General features: G+C 38.4%; 13 protein-coding genes and 1 other RNA gene. 8 read left to right on the top strand and 6 right to left on the bottom strand.

Translation table 11 applies throughout. From position 1 onward, the window contains the following. Positions 1-1,041, bottom strand: coding sequence for a glutaminyl-peptide cyclotransferase (locus tag B9Y87_RS09250; protein WP_085498321.1), 1,041 nt, complete (start codon positions 1,039-1,041; stop codon positions 1-3). Positions 1,042-1,245: 204 nt separating this feature from the next. Here B9Y87_RS09250 and ffs point away from each other — a divergent pair. The 3 genes from ffs (at position 1,246) to fsa (ending at position 2,998) form a co-directional block, all read left to right on the top strand. Then, an RNA gene (ffs, locus tag B9Y87_RS09245) (signal recognition particle sRNA small type) lies at positions 1,246-1,344 on the top strand. A 118-nt stretch (positions 1,345-1,462) separates the two neighbouring features. Then, positions 1,463-2,272, top strand: a complete 810-nt coding sequence (locus B9Y87_RS09240; RefSeq protein WP_085498320.1) for an SDR family oxidoreductase — start codon at positions 1,463-1,465, stop codon at positions 2,270-2,272. A 72-nt stretch (positions 2,273-2,344) separates the two neighbouring features. Continuing rightward, positions 2,345-2,998, top strand: coding sequence for a fructose-6-phosphate aldolase (gene fsa / locus B9Y87_RS09235; RefSeq protein WP_072864927.1), 654 nt, complete (start codon positions 2,345-2,347; stop codon positions 2,996-2,998). Between the two features lie 130 nt (positions 2,999-3,128). Here fsa and B9Y87_RS09230 read toward each other — a convergent pair whose 3' ends face one another. Then, positions 3,129-4,517, bottom strand: a complete 1,389-nt coding sequence (locus tag B9Y87_RS09230) for a transaldolase (protein ID WP_085498318.1) — start codon at positions 4,515-4,517, stop codon at positions 3,129-3,131. A 173-nt stretch (positions 4,518-4,690) separates the two neighbouring features. On the opposite strand from B9Y87_RS09230, the gene B9Y87_RS09225 reads away from it, so the two are divergent. Next, complete coding sequence (locus B9Y87_RS09225; RefSeq protein WP_085498316.1) at positions 4,691-6,319, top strand: ABC-F family ATP-binding cassette domain-containing protein; 1,629 nt, start codon at positions 4,691-4,693, stop codon at positions 6,317-6,319. Between the two features lie 26 nt (positions 6,320-6,345). Continuing rightward, the gene (locus tag B9Y87_RS09220; protein WP_085498314.1) at positions 6,346-7,473 is read left to right on the top strand and encodes a hypothetical protein; all 1,128 of its coding nucleotides are present in this window, start codon (positions 6,346-6,348) and stop codon (positions 7,471-7,473) included. Between the two features lie 27 nt (positions 7,474-7,500). On the opposite strand, the gene B9Y87_RS09215 is transcribed toward B9Y87_RS09220, so the two are convergent. Continuing rightward, entirely contained in the window at positions 7,501-8,220 is a 720-nt protein-coding gene (locus B9Y87_RS09215; RefSeq protein ID WP_085498312.1) for a hypothetical protein, read from the bottom strand. Positions 8,221-8,469: 249 nt separating this feature from the next. Between B9Y87_RS09215 and B9Y87_RS09210 the strand changes: the two genes are divergently transcribed. Continuing rightward, complete coding sequence (locus B9Y87_RS09210) at positions 8,470-9,036, top strand: fasciclin domain-containing protein (RefSeq protein ID WP_085498310.1); 567 nt, start codon at positions 8,470-8,472, stop codon at positions 9,034-9,036. Here B9Y87_RS09210 and pheT read toward each other — a convergent pair. Then, the gene (gene pheT / locus B9Y87_RS09205) at positions 9,028-11,454 is read right to left on the bottom strand and encodes a phenylalanine--tRNA ligase subunit beta (RefSeq protein WP_085498308.1); all 2,427 of its coding nucleotides are present in this window, start codon (positions 11,452-11,454) and stop codon (positions 9,028-9,030) included. The two genes, B9Y87_RS09210 and pheT, sit on opposite strands and share 9 nt — an antisense overlap. A 217-nt stretch (positions 11,455-11,671) precedes the next feature. On the opposite strand from pheT, the gene B9Y87_RS09200 reads away from it, so the two are divergent. Beyond that, complete coding sequence (locus B9Y87_RS09200) at positions 11,672-12,895, top strand: peroxiredoxin family protein (protein ID WP_085498306.1); 1,224 nt, start codon at positions 11,672-11,674, stop codon at positions 12,893-12,895. 101 nt (positions 12,896-12,996) lie between these two features. Here B9Y87_RS09200 and leuB read toward each other — a convergent pair whose 3' ends face one another. After that, entirely contained in the window at positions 12,997-14,115 is a 1,119-nt protein-coding gene (gene leuB / locus B9Y87_RS09195) for a 3-isopropylmalate dehydrogenase (protein ID WP_085498304.1), read from the bottom strand. A 1-nt stretch (position 14,116) separates the two neighbouring features. Beyond that, complete coding sequence (locus B9Y87_RS09190) at positions 14,117-15,289, bottom strand: 2-isopropylmalate synthase (protein WP_085498303.1); 1,173 nt, start codon at positions 15,287-15,289, stop codon at positions 14,117-14,119. Between the two features lie 147 nt (positions 15,290-15,436). Here B9Y87_RS09190 and B9Y87_RS09185 point away from each other — a divergent pair, with 147 nt between their 5' ends. After that, positions 15,437-16,981 carry a hypothetical protein gene (locus B9Y87_RS09185; protein ID WP_085498301.1) on the top strand — a complete coding sequence of 515 codons (1,545 nt, stop codon included), beginning with the start codon at positions 15,437-15,439 and terminating at the stop codon, positions 16,979-16,981.

Here is a 16,981-nt window from a genome sequence, read left to right as displayed (position 1 = left end):
TTATTTTTTAAGGATGTTAACCTCAAACATTTTGTCCCAGTTTTTTCCGGTAACGAAGAAGGTCTTCCTTTGTGGGTGGTAGGCTACTCCATTAAGTACGTCCAGATTTTGATGTTGTGTAACTTTTTCCTTTAGACCGCCAAAATTTATAACTCCTTCTATGGCACCGCTTTTGGCGTCTATGATCATCATGCTTTCCTTTTGGTAGACATTGGCATATATTTTTCCATCCACATATTCCAATTCATTGGCTTTGTTGAATATGGAGGTATTGGTTACCGTTTCAAAATGCCCCTCTTCAGCCATAGTTTCAGGATTTAAATACCATATTTTCTCGGTGCCATCACTCTTGAATATTTTCTTGCCATCGTTGCACAAACCCCACCCCTCCTTACTTTGGTTGTACTTAAAGCTGTCTATTTTTTTAAAATTCCTTAGGTCGTAAATAAATCCAATGCCACTTTGCCAGGTGAGTTGATAAATTTTATTGTTTAAAATAGTGATGCCTTCTCCAAAATAGGTGTTGTCCAAGTCTATTTTCTTTAAAATTTTTCCGGTTTTATAATCTACCTGTCTCAGGGAAGATTTGCCTTTTTTACCGGTACTTTCGTAAAGTGTGTCCTGATGAAATTCCAATCCTTGGGTATAGGCTTCCATATCATGGGGGTATTCGTTGAGTATTTCGTAGGTATAGATTTCGGGCGCATGCTCTGCCAATAATTTTATCCCTTTGGAGACTTCAACGGTTTCGCCTTCGAAACTTATGTTGGCAGTCAAGGTTTTGGCCCCAAGTTCTAATTGGTCTAGCTTAATCTTATCGTTGTTTAGCGCAATTTTCTTATTGTCCAGGGTATAGGTAATCTTATCTATCTCCTTGTTCTTTAAATTTTTGACAGAGATGCCTACCTCCTGATTTTTTTGAAACTCCGTTTGGTTACCTTCCAATTCAATTTCGAAGAGTTTGGAAGGGTTTGTGGTGCCATCACAGGCTAAAAAGAACAGGGGGATTATGAAGAACAGGTTTAATTTAAAGGCGTTCATGTTTTATTAGGATATAAATTATAATAAAATTTTAGTGCGAAAAAGCATTTTTCACAAACAAGTAAACTCTTTAATTTTTGTATAGTTGGTTTAAAATCAACCCGCTATCCGGAAATATGTTTGGCTACTTTTTGGGGCAAGATATTTAATAAAATTAAGACCTGAAAACGATTGCAAAAAAATTAAAAGATTGTATATTTGCATCGGCAAGTCCTACACGACCAGCTCCTGTAGAATCCCCCAGGGTGGGAACGCAGCAAGGGTATATGGTTGTAGCGGTGCGATGTAGGTAGCTTGCCATTTTTTGTGCCCTAAAGTGAAGGTTTTTTTTATTTTTTTTGTGGCATTTGGTGGAGATATCATAACCAACTTCCCTTCCTTTCCTGTTTTATTTGTTAATTTGCAACCTTAATTTTTATAAATGGAGCACAGGGTTGTACTTGTTACCGGGGGTTCTTCGGGCATTGGAAAATCTATAGGGATTTATTTAAAATCAAAAGGTTTTAAAGTTTACGGAACAACAAGGCGGTTGGACAGTCATCCCAATTTTACCGATTTTGAACTTTTGGAATTGGATGTAAGAAATCCGGAAAGTATCGGGTTTGCCATTGCCAGGCTAATGGAAAGGGAAGGCAGATTGGATGTTTTGATAAACAATGCCGGAATAGGAATTACAGGGCCTATAGAGGAAACCCCACACTCCGAAATCTTAAAAGCATTCGACACCAATTTTAATGGTCCCATACATATGTCCAAGGCGGTTTTGCCCCATATGAGGCGGCAGGAAAAGGGATTGATCATTAATATTACATCCATTGCGGGGTATATGGGTTTGCCATATAGAGGATTTTATTCTGCCTCTAAAGGTGCCTTGGAGTTGGTGACGGAGGCTCTGAGAATGGAGGTCAAGGGCTTTGGGGTAAACATAACCAATCTGGCTCCTGGAGATTTTGCAACCAATATAGCTTCTGGGCGTTACCATGCGCCAATTTTGAGTGACTCGCCCTATAAAGAACCTTATGGAAATACCTTGAAAATGATGAACGAACATGTGGATAGTGGTAAAGATCCCATGTTGGTGGCCCAGATGGTATTTAAAATAATAAATACGAAAAACCCGAAAGTCCATTATAAGGTTGGGGAGTTTATGCAAAAGTTCTCATTATTTCTAAAAAAAATATTACCGGACAAAGTATATGAGAAACTCTTGATGAACCATTATAAATTGTAATTTTGCCAGACCAAAAGGTAGGCATGCAAAAAGGCTATATCTTTCAAATTAATAATTTAAAAAGCAATTAACATGAAGTTCTTTATTGACACCGCTAATTTAGCACAGATAAAAGAGGCCCAGGAATTAGGAGTTTTGGATGGGGTAACCACAAATCCTTCACTAATGGCCAAAGAGGGTATTACCGGAAGAAACAATATTTTAAAGCACTATGTGGATATCTGTAATATAGTGGATGGCGATGTTTCGGCCGAAGTAATTTCCACCGATTTTAAAGGGATGATCAAAGAAGGTGAAGAGCTGGCTGAATTGCATGAGCAAATCGTGGTTAAGGTGCCTATGATAAAGGACGGTGTTAAGGCCATAAAATATTTTGCCGATAAAGGAATAAGAACCAATTGTACATTGGTGTTCTCCTGTGGACAGGCTTTGTTGGCCGCTAAAGCTGGTGCAGCCTATGTTTCACCATTTATTGGTAGATTGGATGATATTTCTACAGATGGTCTAAACTTGATCTCTGAAATTAGGCACATATATGATAATTATGAGTTTGAAACACAGATATTGGCCGCTTCAGTAAGACATACCATGCATGTGATTGACTGTGCCAAAATTGGTGCTGATGTAATGACCGGACCATTGTCGGCTATTGAAGGTCTTTTAAAACACCCTTTGACGGATAGTGGCCTTGCCAAGTTTTTGGAAGACTACAAGAAAGGTAACTAGTTTTATCAAAATTCCATATAGAATCAAGCCTCTTGAGCTCATTGAGCATAAGAGGCTTTGTTGTTTTTTAAATTTAGCCGGATATCTTCTTAGCGTTCAATAACTGAAATTTCCGCTAACTGCTTAGCCATTAAAAACTACTATAAAGATCGGCAAAGGCATCTACAATAAGTCCGTCTTTGGTGATAATGCCTTTATTGAGACCACCTATCACCAAAGCATTTTTTAAATTTTCAAAATCGTCGGTGCGGAATTGTTTTTCCATGTCCAATTTATTGGCACTTAATAACGATTGCCATCTTAGGGCATCCGTATTGCAGTTTATTCCAATAAAAGTAAATTCGGGCTTGTTCTGGGACAGTTGTGCCACTCGGGTAAGAACGTTCTCGAAGTTGGACCTCTGTGTTCCGGACCAAAAATAGAAAACGGTATTTTTTTCTTTTTCAGCAATTTCCTGTAGGGTAACCAAAGCCCCATCCGTACTGATAACCGAAATATTAGGCAGCTTATTGGCAGGTTGTAGATTGTTTACTCCCTGGTAAATTGCTTCTATTTCCGCACTATGTCTGTTGTTCCCGGAAAGCCTATGAAAATCGTCAATAAAAATTCTATTGTTTTCATCGGTATCATGGACATTTATTAGGTAGTCCATGGCAACATTTCTAAATAAATTATCCCTCAAGTCTTTTTCTGATACCAGACTATCTATGAGCTTTAATTTGTGTTGATTAAAATGTAATTTATTCTTGACGATGTCATAGTGCGCGTCCTTACATTTTGTATAACAGCCCATATAGGACAAATTATTAAAATGTGTCTTCATAAAATTGTAGTAGTACCTATGGTATGATAAATTTTCGTTGTTATAGTCCAATGTTTTTCTATAATCGTAAAAGTTATCTGGAAGTTCAGGGATGGTGTTCATTCCCGTCTTTCTTCTGTTCCAAAACGGATATTTTTCTTTGTAGATGTAATAATTGTAATCTATACTGGCTTTGGCCATTTCCGCCGCATTGGTGGAAAGGTTCACTTCCTTTACAAGATCTTTAAGGGCGTTTACCTTAATTGCCTTTAAAGAATCCAATTTATAGGAAAAATCCTCCGGATCAAGCTGGGAAAAGGAATATACTATTGCAGGCTCTGATTCCGTGGTTAAAAAGAATTCCACTAAAAAATTGTTTATTTCTTCACCCCTTCCCGAGAATATCAATGATTCGTCAAAATCCTCCGTATTGAGACGGATCATTAAGCTATCTCCCTTTTCTATATATACGTACTGTAATTCCGGACTATGGTCAAAATGATACAAACCTTCCACCACGGTATCCAGCTGTATGCTAAATCTATTATCACCATCAAGTTTGGCAGAATCTATGACGATATCGTCCTTAAACAGTACAACATACTCGCTAGTGGGATTTACGATTTCACCAGCAAAGAATGCACCAGGGGAATTTTTTTCTATCGAACTGCAACCAATTAGTGCAATCAGAAAAGAATAGAGTAAAGGTTTATTCATATGAGAATAGCTACTTTATAGTGAACAAATCTAATAAACTCAACAGATACAGGCTGTTAATTGTGAGTTAAATCTATGGGCTCTTAGTTAAAATGACACCTAAAGGCGTTGTAATATAGTTGCTTGAACGGGTTTATTTTTGTTATTTTTGCACAAAATTTAAAACATTATATATGCTGTCAGTATCAAATTTATCGGTGCAATTCGGGAAAAGGGTTCTTTTTGATGAAGTAAACGTTTCCTTTACACAAGGTAATTGTTATGGTATTATTGGTGCCAATGGAGCGGGGAAGTCCACATTTTTACGAATTCTATCGGGACAAATTGACCCTACATCCGGTCATGTTCATTTGGAACCAGGGAAAAGGATGTCCATCTTGGAACAAAATCATAATGCCTATGACGAATTTACGGTATTGGAGAGTGTGGTAATGGGTAACAAGCCTTTGTTCAAAATAAAAAAGGAGATAGACGCTTTATATGCGGATTACAGTGATGAAAATGCAGATAGAATAGGGGAGTTGCAGGTACAATTTGAAGAAATGAACGGTTGGAATGCCGATAGTGATGCTGCGGCCTTATTGTCCAACTTGGGTATTACTGAAGAATTTCATTATACCTTAATGGGCGACTTGGATTCCAAACTTAAAGTTAGGGTGCTATTGGCACAGGCATTGTTTGGTAATCCGGATGTATTGATAATGGATGAGCCTACCAACGACCTGGATTATGAAACCATTAATTGGTTGGAGAACTTTCTTGCCGACTATGAAAATACGGTTATTGTAGTTTCGCACGACAGGCACTTTTTGGATTCTGTTTGTACCCATATCGGGGATATAGATTTCGGAAAAATTAACCTATATTCAGGTAACTATACCTTCTGGTACGAAAGTAGCCAGTTGGCTGCGAGACAAAGGGCGCAACAAAACAAAAAATCCGAGGAAAAAGCCAAGGAATTACAGGAGTTTATCCAGCGTTTCAGTGCCAACGTAGCCAAGAGCAAGCAGGCTACATCCCGAAAGAAAATGTTGTCCAAATTAAAAATTGAGGATATTAAGCCTTCCAGCAGACGTTATCCTGCCATTATTTTTGATAGGGAAAGGGAGGCCGGAGACCAGATACTGAACGTTGAAAAGTTGTCCGCTTCAACAGAGGATGGCGAGATTTTGTTTCAGGATGTCAATATTAATCTAGCCAAGGGAGACAAGGTTGCCATAATTTCAAGGGATTCTAGGGCCACAACCGCATTTTATGAGATTATAAATGGCAATAGAAAGGCGGATAGCGGATCCTTTCAGTGGGGGGTAACCACCAACCAATCCTATTTGCCTGCAGATAATGCCTCCTTTTTTACCGAAGACATCAATTTGGTGGATTGGTTAAGGCAATGGGCCAAAACGGAAGAAGAAAGGGAAGAAGTAAATATTAGGGGTTTTTTAGGGAAAATGTTGTTTAGCGGGGAGGAAGCTTTGAAAAAATGTACGGTATTGTCCGGAGGTGAAAAGGTACGCTGTATGTTGAGTAGAATGATGTTAATGAGGGCCAATGTAGTTATGTTGGACGAGCCTACCAACCATTTGGATCTGGAAAGTATAACCACCTTTAATAATTCTTTAAAGAACTTTAAAGGTACCGTTCTCTTTACTACCCATGACCACGAATTTGCTGAGACTGTGGCGAATAGGGTAATTGAATTGACTCCAAAAGGTAATATTGACAGATATTTGACGTTTGATGATTATATGTCCGATAAGACTATAAAGGAGCAGCGCAACAAAATGTACGCCGTTCCAGCGTAGTTTTGTTGGACCCAAATTCTTACTTTATGAAAACCTACCTATTTGCATGCATGTTTATTGCATGTCTTGTCATAGGCTGTTCTGAGGAAGGGGTTGGGGATAAGATTGACGAATCTCCAAGCTTATTGGCCGATTATACCATTTTGCTTCAAAAGGACGGGCTTATGAAAACGGTTCTTTTAAATGCAGATTCGGATGGGATTTCTGTTGATCCGGATATTGGCGATTTCCCGATAGTACCCGTGTCGCCACTGTTCTACAAGAATGATTCCCAGATAGGATTTTACAGCACCAAGGAGAACTGTAGTGGTAGCATTACAGTCCACGACTTTGGCAAGGGCACAACAGTCCTAGCGACTGCGTTTACGGAAGATTTGAATTGCGACCGTGATGTAAAAAGCATTGCTTTTTACGGAAATAAAGCCTTGTTGGCCTATACTGATCCTAAAGTCGCCAAAAAAGATGATTATTATGTACGGATTTTGGATCTATCAGAAGATTCAAATTCTTTTAAGGATGTCTCATTGTCCAAAAAGCCCATTCAGCTTTTGGTTTCAAGTAACAAGGCCTTTGTACTGTGTTTGGATGCCGATATTACCAACAAATATTCCCTAATGTCCCTAAATATTGATAGCGGGATCCTTATACATGAAGTTGTACTGGGTACCGATGTTTTAAAGATATCAAAGGATGGAATGGGCAATATTCTGGTAAGTTATCCCCATTTGCACAACTATGTTGATGCAGATACCATGATTTTGGGTGTTACAACCAATTATATGTTGGGGAAAGAACCTAAATTTGGGTATGCCAAATCGGAATTTTTCGGGGAACAGACCATGTATTACCCGATGGAAGCAGGTTCAAATAGCTCCTATCCCCATATTGCGGCGGTGTATGATTTTAAGGAAAATTTGTCTATCCTGTATATTTTTGAAAATTTTCTTAGCCTTGAGGAAAGAAATCTAAAATACGAAATAGAAGATACAACAATGGTATCCTACGATGCCAAGAATAATTTGATTTTGATAGGCTATAGCAAAAAAGGGAGTAGTGGAAAAGGTGGACTAATGAGGATTAAGCCAATACCAGACCCCAAATTTGTGGATAATATTAATTTGGATGGTATTCCAATGGAATTGTTTCCCAATTAGAACCTAATAGTACGTTAAGAATTTGCCCTAGGTTTTTAAGTATTTGCAGTTCCATATGGCGGGATTGAAATTTTTACCCAAGGCAAAGCCATAAAATATTACAATAGAAGCAAGGCACTTAAACATAAAAAAGAAAATTACCCAAAATTGAAAACTGGAACTTTCCTTTGAGAACAATCCGTTGGGGACCAATAGCGTTATCAAATAACTAATACCTACCACCAGGGCCACGAGATTTACCAAGCTTTTGAAGGGCCACATCATTATTTTCCTTAGCGGATGAAGGTCACGGCCCCATTTGTGGATTAAATAGTAATATTCATTACCTATTGGGGCAAATAAAATGGGATCATCCCTGTCTTTTAACTTAAAAAGTTTTGAGGGAGCAAGTATTTTGAACCCCTTTAATTCGATTTCATGCTCATTTTCCAGTTTTTTTATTTTGGAAATGGCATCCTGTGGAATTTCACCTTTAAAATAGTGGGAATCCAAAAATCGTAACCTATAATCGACCGCTATTTTTTTAATATGGCGAACGTGGTATATTTCATTAGTTTCCAAAAGCTCAAAATTAAAGTCATTGGAAATTACTACATCCCTACTTTTAAGGTTGACCTCAATTCTTTTGTGGGTATCATCCTCCTTAGACAATAGGCGATAGACATCCATCAAAACTTTATCGGCAGATTTGTCCTTTTGCTTTGCTAGAATAAGTTTTTCCCGAATATTGGTTCTTCTCAATAACATTTTTATATTCCTTTTAGAGCAATTGTTATAAAGTTAAGGAATTAAGGTTTTCAATTTTTGTTTATGGCGTTAAATATTGGAATAACCCAATAAATTATTAGGAAAAATGGTGTTTTGATAAGCTGAAAATCCATATTGTTAAATTTTAATATTAGTTAATAACTTTTTCTAAAACAATACATTGAATATTGTATATTGTCGACGAATTTAACCGTTCATCGATTTTTTTAATTCCCAAACCCAGAAACCATGAAGAGCTATGTGTCCGTTTGCGCCCTATTATTTTTGATAATCTCCATCGGTTATGGCCAAACGTCTTTCACGGAAAATAGTTTTTTGAGGACTGAAAATTCCATAATTGAAAGTGCTGCAGATTCTGGACACCATTATACCTTGTTGGAAGCTGTAAAGGCTGCCAATTTGGAAAAGATATTGAACGAAGATGGTCCGTTCACTGTTTTTGCTCCTTCGGATATGGCATTTAGAAAGCTATCCAAAGTAAACTTGAAGGAATTATTATTACCAGAAAATAAAAAGGAACTCTTTTCCCTTTTAACCTATCACATTGTTGCGGGTAACATTACGGCCTCCAAAATTTTGAAGGCTTTGTGCAATGGGAATGGCAAAGCCAGTTTTACCACTGTGCAGGGCGATAAAATTTTTGCATCCATGGATGGATTGGATATTGTGCTAACGGACAAGGCAGGGAATAAGGCCAAAATAACCAGTGCCGATGCCAATCAATGCAATGGTATTATTCATGAGATAGACAGTGTCATCCTGCCCACTTCACTTTCGGTAGCAAATTTACCTTAATTCGGCTCCCAATTCGCTTTCATAGCGATGTAATAGCTTATTCATTATCTTATCAATCTGCTTGTCGGTCAAGGTACCGTTTTCATCCTGTAGGGTGTAACTTACGGCATATGACTTTTTGCCTTCGGGTAAATTTTTACCATTGTAAACATCAAAAAGGTTCACGTTGGTCAAATACTTTCGCTCTGTCTGATGGGCAATATCATATATCTGTTTAAAGCTTACTTGCTCGTCCACTAAAAGGGCATAGTCCCTTTTTACTTCAGGGTATTTTGGAATTTCTTTATAGATTATTTTATTGTTCACAATGGCTTCCAATATGTAATCCCAATCAAAATCCGCATAAAGCACCTCTTCCTTAATATCAAACTCCTTCAAAATGGATTTTTTTACAACTCCAATGTACACTACTACCTTATTGTTCAATAATAAGGAGATACCTTCCGATAAGGTATCGCTGTTATTAGGTTGGGATATAAGTTGGATAAGCCCCAATCTATTTAGGAGGTTTTCTACAATTGCCTTAAGGTAGAAGAAATCTGCCTTTTTTGGGGGAGTGTTCCAGCTATCTTCCAATCTGTTCCCGGTGACAAGAATACTTAGATGCTTTTTCTCCTCTCTTTGGGTTTCAAATTGATGATAGGTTTTTCCAAATTCGAATATTTTAAGGTTGTGCATTTGCCTATTGCTATTGTGGGCAATGGCCTCCAAGCCCGAAAAGAGCATGGATTGCCTCAATACCGATAGATCTGTACTGAGGGGGTTCAGCATGCCAACAGTGTGCTCATCCCTAATATCTTCGGATAATTTGTTATATGCAGGGGAAGTTAAACTATTGGCCAATATTTCATTGAATCCTTTTGAGGCCAAAAAATTACCTATTATGTTTTGGATCTTATAATCCTCAAATTTGGAGGTAGGGGCAATGGAAGCGTTCAGCTTTTCTTTAAACTCAACATTATTATAACCAAAAACACGAAGAATTTCCTCAATTACATCCACTTCTCTTTGCACATCCACACGGTAGAAAGGAATTGATAATCCAAGACCGGATTCAGTAACATTTTTAACCTTTATGTCCAAAGATGCCAAAATGGATTTAATAGTATCTTTAGGAATTTCCTGGCCAATTAGCTTGTTAATTTTGTCGAAAGTCAAGAATACATGGTAGTCATCCTTCTTTTTGGGATATATGTCCACAATGTCCGAGGTAATATCACCACCGGCAATTTCGTGGATAAGCAGAGCGGCACGTTTCAGGCAGTATTCTGCATTATCTATGTCTATTCCCCTTTCAAAACGGAAGGATGCGTCCGTATTTATGCTGTGCCTTTTGGCAGTTTTACGCACAGATACCGGATTGAAGAAGGCACTTTCCAAGAAAATACTGCTGGTACTTTCCGTAACCCCAGAATTTTGTCCCCCAAGGACCCCGGCTATACACAGCGGTTTTTCCATGTCGCAAATCATAAGATCCTCTTCGCTTAGTGTACGCTGAATGCCATCCAAAGTGGTAAACTGGGTTCCTTTGGGCAGTGTTTTAACGATGATTTTGTTTCCCTTGATCTTTGCAGCATCAAAAGCGTGCAAAGGTTGCCCCAATTCGTGCAGTACATAATTGGTAGCGTCCACCACATTGTTCTTTGGGGTAATTCCAATAGATCTTAATCTGTTCTTTAGCCAATCCGGTGATGGTTGTACAATTAAGTTACTTATGGTTATTCCGCAATATCTAGGAGCCAATTCACTTTTTATGACCTCAACGTCAATTTTTAATGATCGGTTTACAATGTTGAAATTGGTCACTGGTGGGGTAATCAATTCCTTAAGGATATCCCTTTGTTTTAATCCGGCTTTTAGATCCCTGGCTACTCCAAAATGACTCATGGCATCTGCCCGGTTTGGGGTAAGCCCTATCTCGAACACTTCATCAACTTCAATTTCAAAAACTTCGGAGCAGGGTGTCCCCACTTTTAGACCATCGGGGAGTACCATAATTCCGGCGTGACTTTCGCCTAATCCTAGCTCATCTTCGGCACAGATCATGCCGTGGCTTTCCTCTCCACGGATCTTCCCTTTCTTTATTATCCATGCTTCACCTTCCGCAGTATAAAGTGTTGTTCCTATGGTAGCCACGGCTACCTTTTGTCCGGCTTCCACGTTGGGCGCCCCACAGACAATTTGCAATGGGGCCTCTTGACCAATGTTTACGGTGGTCAATTTTAATTTGTCCGCGTTTGGATGATTAATACAGGTCAAAACTTCACCAACCACAATTCCTTTCAATCCCCCTTTGACAGATTCAAATGGAGAAATACCCTCAACCTCCAGGCCCAAGTCAGTTAATAATTCAGCTGTCCTATTGGAATCCCAGTCAATTTTCAAGAACTGCTTCAACCAGTTGTAAGATATTTTCATCGAGTTTTTTTAAAGACCTCAAATATAAAACAATGCTAGAAGACATTCAATACGTATTTCAGTGAATGTTTTATTTTTTATTTTCCAAAATTTTTTGTTACTTATACTAGTATTTTTTCCAACACCCTTTTCATTTCACAAGACCAACTTGTGTTTTGGGCTCAAATATTTCCTCCCAAAAAAGCTTCCCCTTTTATTAATTGTATAATGACCTAAGATGAAGCATACATTTTACATATTTTTTCTTTGTTTGCTTTTCAATAGCTGCAAAGATTCTAATGCGGTTAATTTAGCAGAAGGTATGTGGCGGGCAGAATTGGAAGTTGGTGACAACCAAAGTTTGCCATTCAATTTTAAACTTAAAGAATCAGAAAATGGAAAATACACAATAGAATTGTACAACTCCGATGAAACTATTTTTATTGACGAAATAAAAGTGAAAGCAGATTCCATAATCATTGGAATGCCTGTTTTTGAAGGGTATATGGCTGGAAGGTTCAGGGATAAGGAAATTAAAGGAAAATTTATAAAAGAAAACGAAGAAAGGATTTTGCCCTTTAGGGCTGTCCATGGAATTACTGAGCGATTTAAAAGTGAAGGTATTCCCAATACCAATATTTCCGGTGATTGGGAGGTGGAGTTTACGTTGGACAATGGTGAAAGCTATATGGCAAAGGGTATCTTTAAGCAGGTAGATGACAAAGTTTCCGGGACCTTTAGAACAGTCACTGGGGATTATCGCTATTTGGATGGCATTAATACTGTGGATTCCGTAAAGTTCTCTACTTTTGATGGTTCCCGTGCCTATTTGTTCAAAGCCAAAACTACAGATAGTACCATGACGGGAGTGTTTTACTCAGGAAACCATTCCAAGGAATTTTTTAAGGCGAAAAGGAATGAAAACTATGAGTTGCCCAATTCAGAGACGCTGACCTATATGAAACAAGGGTATGAGAAACTGAGCTTTTCATTCCCCGATTCCAATGGCAATATAGTGTCCTTGAGTGATCCTGTGTATAAGGACAGGGTGGTCATCGTTCAAATTATGGGTACCTGGTGTCCAAATTGTTTGGATGAGACCAAATTTTTGGTAGATTATTTGGAAAAAAATTCAAATGAAGAAATCACCGTTATCGCCCTTGCTTTTGAGTATGCCAAAACAAAGGAGGCGGCTTTTAAATCTATTGACAGGCTTAAAGAAAGGATAGGGGTTCAATATCCTATATTGTTGGCCCAATACGGAGGAATTGACAAGGAAATGGCGCAAAAAAAGTTGCCCATGTTGAATCATGTACTTTCCTTTCCAACGACCATAGTTATTGGTAAAAATGGTGAAGTACAAAAAATATACACGGGTTTCAATGGCCCTGCAACGGGTAGCCCTTACGACAGTTTTAAGAAAGATTTCCACAGTTTTATACTACAACTCCTTGAGGTATAGGGTAGTTAAACTTTAAATGCAGGGATAGACTGTTTGAAATTACCATTCTATTCAAAACAAAGAAGCCAAATTCACTGAAAAGTTTGAGTACTTACAGGCGATTAAATGATAGTGGATCTCCCCAATCCTATATTTTCGTAATTATAATTGAGGTTTTCATCAGAATCTATAATGTTTCCTGCAATAAAATCCCCAACCTGGGTGGTGCCATATTTACTTGAAGCGTTCAGGTCTCTGGTAACCACATGCTTTTTCATGGATTTGTCTACCGCTATTACTACGGCGAGCGACTCTTCATGTAATCCAAAATGGCTCAGCATCATGGCGGTAGATAGGATGGAGGCAACAGGATTGGCTATATTTTTTCCAGCAGCCTGTGGGTAGGAACCGTGAAAAGGTTCAAACATGGCGTGTTCATTGCCAATCGAGGCCGAAGGCAGAAGTCCTTTGGATCCACATATAGCACTGCCTTGGTCGGACAATATATCGCCGAACATATTATCGGTCAGGATAACGTCAAAGTCGTTCGGATCCAACATCATTTTCATGGCCGCATTATCTACAAACAAGAAATCCAATTGAACTTCCGGGTAGCTTTCTGATATTCTGGTTACGACTTTGCGCCAAAGCCTGGAGGTCTCCAAGACATTGGCTTTATCTACCAATGTTAATTTTTTGCGTCTGTTCTTGGCAGCTTTAAAGGCTAAATGGGTAATTCTACTGATTTCCTTTTCCGAGTATTCACATAAATCCGAAGCCTGGGTACCGTCTTCACTAAGTTTTTTTTCACCGAAGTAGATTCCACCTGTAAGCTCGCGATAGATCACAAAATCGGTTCCAAAAATGACGTGTTTCTTTAAAGGTGATTTATTTATTAAGGTCGGGAAAATCTTTACTGGCCTAATATTGGTAAAAAGCTGTAATTCCCTACGCAGTTGAAGCAATCCCTGTTCGGGGCGTACTCTTGCACTGGGATTGTCATCGTATTTTAGGGTGCCAATAGTCCCAAAAAGAATGGCGTCCGATGCCTTGCATAGATCTATAGTTTGCTTTGGTAACGGGGAGCCATATTTGTCCATGGCAACAGCTCCTATTAACCCTTCGGTATATGTGAAATGATGGTTGAAGGTCTCTTCAACGGCCTGTAAACATTTTACAGACTGAGCCAAGACCTCCGGACCAATCCCATCTCCCCCTAACAGAGCAATCTTTAGATTCATCTTAAGCTAAGCTTTTTATTTTGATACCACTGGCAATAATGATATCATGGATATCCTCGTCAAAAATCTCCTTTTGCTTATCTGCAAATTTCAAAAATTCCTGATAAACTACATCCAGTTGGGTCTTGGTAAGTTCATATCCTACATTTTTTGCCCTATAGGCCAATGCTGCCCTACCGCTTCTTGCAGTGAGCACAATGGAAGACTCGTTTACCCCAACATCCGCTGGATCTATTATTTCATAGGTTTCCCTATTTTTTATAACTCCGTCCTGATGAATCCCAGAGCTATGGGCAAACGCATTGGCACCCACTATGGCCTTGTTGGGTTGCACGTATACGCCCATTTTTTGGGACACCATCTGACTGGTGTCATATAACAATTTACTGTTGATATTGGTGTCCAGATTAAGTGTTGGGTGCTGTCTTAGGATCATTACCACTTCCTCTAGGGCAGTGTTTCCCGCTCTTTCGCCAATCCCATTGATAGTACATTCAATTTGTCTTGCACCGTTAATTACTCCCGAAATGGAGTTTGCAGTGGCCAAACCTAGGTCATTATGACAATGGCAGGATAATATGGCTTTATGAATGCCGGTTACGTTTTCCTTTAGATATTTTATTTTGGCCCCATATTCCTCGGGCAAACAATAACCTGTGGTGTCAGGGATATTCAATACCGTGGCACCGGCCTTGACAACCGCTTCACAGACCCTTGCCAAAAATTCGTTATCCGTTCTTCCTGCATCCTCTGCATAAAATTCTACATCTTCAACAAAGGATTTGGCATAACTTACTGCCTCTATAGCCCTTTCTATAATTGCATCCTTATTGGAGTTGAATTTAAATTTAATATGGGATTCCGAAGTTCCGATACCTGTATGTATCCTTGGTTTTTTGGCATATTTTAATGCCTCTGCAGCAACCTCAATATCTTTTTTAACAGCACGTGTAAGTCCGCATACCGTTGCATTCTTTACAATTTTTGAAATCTCCTGCACAGAATTAAAATCTCCTGGACTGGAAATTGGAAAACCGGCTTCTATAATGTCTACCCCTAAAAGATCCAATCTTTCGGCAATTATAAGTTTTTGGTCCGTGTCCAATTTACATCCGGGGACTTGCTCTCCATCTCTAAGTGTGGTGTCAAAAATATGTACCTTTTCTTTGCTCATTATATTTACGTAATTTTATGTGCGCTATACGAATATAGTACTAGTAGGTTTGCTAGTCCTAATCGCGAAATGGCATTTACAACGTTAAATAACTTTTTGAAGTATTTAAAATATTGATTATCAATTATATAAACCTTTATTATTACGATGACAAATGCGCATAAAGATGCATTATTCGTTTTGGTTAAATCGCTTTCCAAGTCCGAGAAACGTCAATTTAAATTGTATGTTGGACGCTTGGGAGTGAATACCGATGCCAAATTTCTTGCCCTTTTTAATTTAATGGATAAAATTAAGGTATATGATGAAAAATTAATACTGGAAAACGGTATTGTTAAGAAGGCCCAGTTGTCCAATTTGAAGGCCCACCTTTACAAACAGATTTTGGTGAGTCTTAGGTTAAATCCTGTAAATCAAAACATAAGGGTACAGATTAGGGAGCAATTGGATTTTGCCACAATTCTGTATCAAAAGGGACTGTACAAGCAGAGTCTTAAAATATTGGATAAGGCCAAGGTTACCGCCATTGAAAATGAGGAGAAAAACGTGGCCTATGAAATTGTGGAATTTGAGAAATTGATCGAGACCCAGTATATTACCCGTAGCATCCCGGACAGGGCGGATGAATTGGCAGTACAGGCCAAGCAACTTTCGGCACAGAATGTTATTACCAGCAAATTATCCAACCTTGCGCTCCAGTTATATGGGCAAATGTTAAAAATTGGCTATGTTAGAAGTGATGAGGATATCAAAAGGGTTCAGAAATATTTCGAGAAGCACATGCCAAAGTACAAGATTGAAGACTTGGGCTTTAGGGAAAAGCTTTGGCTGTACAAGGCGCATCTTTGGTACAGTTTTCTGACCCAGGATTTTTTATCCTGTTACAAGTATTCCAGTAAATGGGTAGATCTTTTTTATGAGAATAAGGAAATGATCTATTTAAACCCCGTGTTCTTTTTAAAGGGGAACCACTATTTGTTGGAATCCTTATTTTATGTAAAATATAGCTCCCAATTCAAGGAAACCTTGGAGAAATTGGAAAAAATTGTGAGCAGCAAGGAATTTCCGGACAATGACAATATAGCTTCCTTGGCCTTTTTATATATCAATTTGAATAAATTGAACCTCCATTTCTTGGAAGGCAATTTTGAAAAGGGACTTTATTTGGTCAAAATAGTAGAATACGGAATCAATAAACATAAGGATAGGATAGACCAGCATCACGTTATGGTGTTATACTATAAGATAGCCTGCCTTTATTTTGGATATGGGGATAACAAAACCTGTATTCAGTATCTAAAGAGGATCATCAACAACAAGAATTTAAAAATGCGAGAGGACTTAATGTGCTTTGCCCGAGTACTTAGTCTAATTGCCCATTACGAGGCAGGTATGGACTATCATTTGGAGGTGCAGCTGAAAAGCACCTATAAGTTCTTGTTAAAAATGAACGATCTTCATGCCGTGCAGAAGGAAATGATTAAATTCTTAAGAGGTTTGGGTGATATCTACCCGCACGAGTTGCCCAATGAGTTTCAAAAGTTGTACGATGAATTAAAAAAATACGAAAACCATCCCTATGAAAAACGCGCTTTCTTATATTTGGATATTATTTCATGGTTGGAAAGTCATCTACAAAATAAACCCGTAGCGCAAATCATTAAAGAGAAGGCCATGTCCGTTACCCGTTAA

The organism is Arenibacter troitsensis (assembly GCF_900177645.1).
In the GTDB taxonomy this organism is placed as follows: domain Bacteria; phylum Bacteroidota; class Bacteroidia; order Flavobacteriales; family Flavobacteriaceae; genus Arenibacter; species Arenibacter troitsensis.
This window is presented reverse-complemented; position numbering and strand designations above follow the sequence as displayed.